At 32.7% G+C, this 2473-nt stretch carries 4 protein-coding genes; all 4 read right to left on the bottom strand.

The genetic code is table 11. The features are described from left to right. Positions 1-107: 107 nt before the first annotated feature. The 4 genes from GMD6S_RS11085 to GMD6S_RS11100 are packed head-to-tail and all read right to left on the bottom strand — an operon-like array spanning position 108 to position 2385. Positions 108-572 carry a DUF5085 family protein gene (locus GMD6S_RS11085; RefSeq protein ID WP_000897912.1) on the bottom strand — a complete coding sequence of 155 codons (465 nt, stop codon included), beginning with the start codon at positions 570-572 and terminating at the stop codon, positions 108-110. Further along, positions 562-1011, bottom strand: coding sequence for a hypothetical protein (locus GMD6S_RS11090; RefSeq protein WP_000767351.1), 450 nt, complete (start codon positions 1009-1011; stop codon positions 562-564). The genes GMD6S_RS11085 and GMD6S_RS11090 overlap by 11 nt, the downstream gene beginning before the upstream one ends. Beyond that, positions 1008-1673, bottom strand: coding sequence for a hypothetical protein (locus GMD6S_RS11095; RefSeq protein WP_000660947.1), 666 nt, complete (start codon positions 1671-1673; stop codon positions 1008-1010). The genes GMD6S_RS11090 and GMD6S_RS11095 overlap by 4 nt, the downstream gene beginning before the upstream one ends. A gap of 46 nt (positions 1674-1719) precedes the next feature. Beyond that, a complete protein-coding gene (locus GMD6S_RS11100; protein ID WP_000660944.1) occupies positions 1720-2385 on the bottom strand; it encodes a hypothetical protein in 666 nt (221 codons plus the stop codon). Between the last annotated feature and the right edge of the window lie 88 nt (positions 2386-2473).

A 2473-nucleotide genomic window follows, 5' to 3' on the forward strand; every position in this document is an offset into this window, starting at 1 on the left:
ACAAACTTACGAACTTGATGCTCTTTTTTGATCTGCAAATATCTCTCTTGTGACATTATCATTCCCTCTTTTCTTTATTCTTTTGTGAGCTTTATTAAAAATTCGACTTACTCCTTCAACACCCCTACCTTAATATCTGTATAGACTTTCTCATCAGAGATTGTGGTAAAAAAGAAGGGAGGGGTCAACTCACAATGTCCCTGATAATAGATATAACCCGCCAAGAAGCTTATTCCCTCTTTCACTGACTCATCATCTGGTTCTAAAATTCTAGTTGAAACAGTATTTAAAACTTGAAACAGACTGTGATACAAAAAGTCTTTTGGCAAAGCATCTTCAATATACTCTTCTTCTACTGGGATAAACAGCTCCATCAACACATCTTGATTTTCTTCTAACTTGGAATTAATCGTATAAAAGAAAGGTCCTCGAAGCGTATATCCTGCTTTTCTTACTTCGTCTAAAAAAGCGTTATAAGTGTCTGGCATCTCTTCTGGAGATACTGTATAATACCTTGAGATAACATTTCTATATTGTATATCTTGGTATTCTCCCACGTTTTTAAATAGCATCTGAAATCTCCTTAATTGGGATATTAATTTCAACAAAGTGTTGCCCAAATATTGGCAATATCGCTAGAAAAACGGTATCTCCTTGCATTTCCAACCCCTCATCTTGAATATATTGCTTCATTTCTTCAATTTTTGGAAGGAAATGTTCATCAAATGGAGTTACATCAGAGACACACTGCTTAATAGTAAAATGTTCTAGATATTGAAATTCATCATTTCCTTCAATTGGGATGTTTGTCGGAATATAGACCTTAAACGAGGCTTCTCCTGGCTTTCCAAAAGTGCTCAAACATGTTTCAATCGTTGTCGGACCATTTTTATAGACCCCTGTTTCAAATAATAATTTTTCACAACCTTCAATCAAATCTAGAAAAAAATCCATGGGAACTTTTTTCTCTGTATAAGCAATATTGCTGATATCTATTCTAATTAATTTCATTTTATTTCTCCTCTATAAATAATGTTATTCGTGCTTTTCTTTCTCCAACCTGTGAATACTTGAGTATATCCGAGAATAAAGAACGAGTTCCATGAAATACTCATTCCTACTAATCCGATGATAATATAGATTCCAGATAACATAAACAATCGTGTTATGACTACTATTACCGCCGACATTACTGTTACAATAAGGGTTGGTAAGTGTAACAAATTCTTCTTATGCTCAGTATCTGGCATTTGTTTTACTTTTGGAACAATTGATATTTGATAAAAAAAGTTTATCACTTGAAAAGCAAAGCTCAATCCAATGAAAAGAAAGAATATCGATAAATACTGTTCCCCAAAGAATATAGAGCTCAAAAAAAGAAACTCAAAATGAAGAAAAAGAAACGAAGTCGTCGGAACTGATTGTAATAATTTTGAAGCGGAAAATTTTTGAAACAATAAAAATGCAAGCAGTACTATTACCATATGGACAATAGTAACATGAATCAAAAATATACTAAGATTATGCATTTGATTCTTAGTAAATATAGAAACAATCAGTACTACTGAAGTAAATAGAATTTCGAATAAAAATGCAAGATAGAAATTTAAATTTCTTACTGGTTTATAACCAGTCATCAGTATATTCAAAAATTCATAATATTTTTCCTTCATCTTATCCTCCTAGCATGAGCTGTACTACTAGCCACTCTAATTAATTTTATTTTATTGTGCCTCTATAAATAAAGTTATTCGTGCTTTTCTTTTTCCAACCGGTGAATACTCGTGCATACTCAAGCCAATAGAAGGGAAGGCAGGCTATGCTCCCTGCGACGAGGGAAGAAACTACATATATTCCTGACAACGTAAATAAACGTGCTATAACTACTACAATAGCGGAAATCAATAGGCAAATAACAGAAGGAAGAAATAAAAGATTCTTCCTATACTCACCCTGTGGTAATTTCTTAGCTTTAGGGACAATTAACAACTGGTAAACAAAGGTCAGTAACTGAAAAATAAGGCTTAGGCCAATTAAAATCGTGAAGACAGACCAATAGTTCTTCCCTAAAAATATAGATCCCCAGAAGAGAAACTCAACATGAGAAATCAAAATAGAACTGGCTGGAATCAATTGCAAGAATTTTGATTTGGAAAATTTTTGGAATAGCAAGAACATGGACAATAAAGCTACTGCATGATAAATAGTAATGTAAAAGATAATCATACTCACATCATGCATCTCACCTTTTATAAAAATAGATACTATAAATATTAGTAAAGTAAAAACAATCTCCATTGCAAAAGCCCTTATATAATCAAAACGCTTTATAGGACTAGTATCCACAACTGCCATATTTAAAAACTCAACATACTTTTCTTTCATCTTATCCTCCCACTTATTTCTCTTCCTTAAATATCACTTTCCCCTGTTCATATTTTCGCACAGCTAAGAACCAGCGGATAGGGTTGTT

The sequence above is a fragment of the Streptococcus sp. GMD6S genome (assembly GCF_000297015.1).

Bases quoted from the DNA above. Each gene is read 5' to 3' on its own strand.
- GMD6S_RS11100 (WP_000660944.1), bottom strand. From the start codon at position 2,385: ATGAAAGAAAAGTATGTTGAGTTTTTAAATATGGCAGTTGTGGATACT.
- GMD6S_RS11085 (WP_000897912.1), bottom strand. From the start codon at position 572: ATGCTATTTAAAAACGTGGGAGAATACCAAGATATACAATATAGAAAT.
- GMD6S_RS11095 (WP_000660947.1), bottom strand. From the start codon at position 1,673: ATGAAGGAAAAATATTATGAATTTTTGAATATACTGATGACTGGTTAT.
- GMD6S_RS11090 (WP_000767351.1), bottom strand. From the start codon at position 1,011: ATGAAATTAATTAGAATAGATATCAGCAATATTGCTTATACAGAGAAA.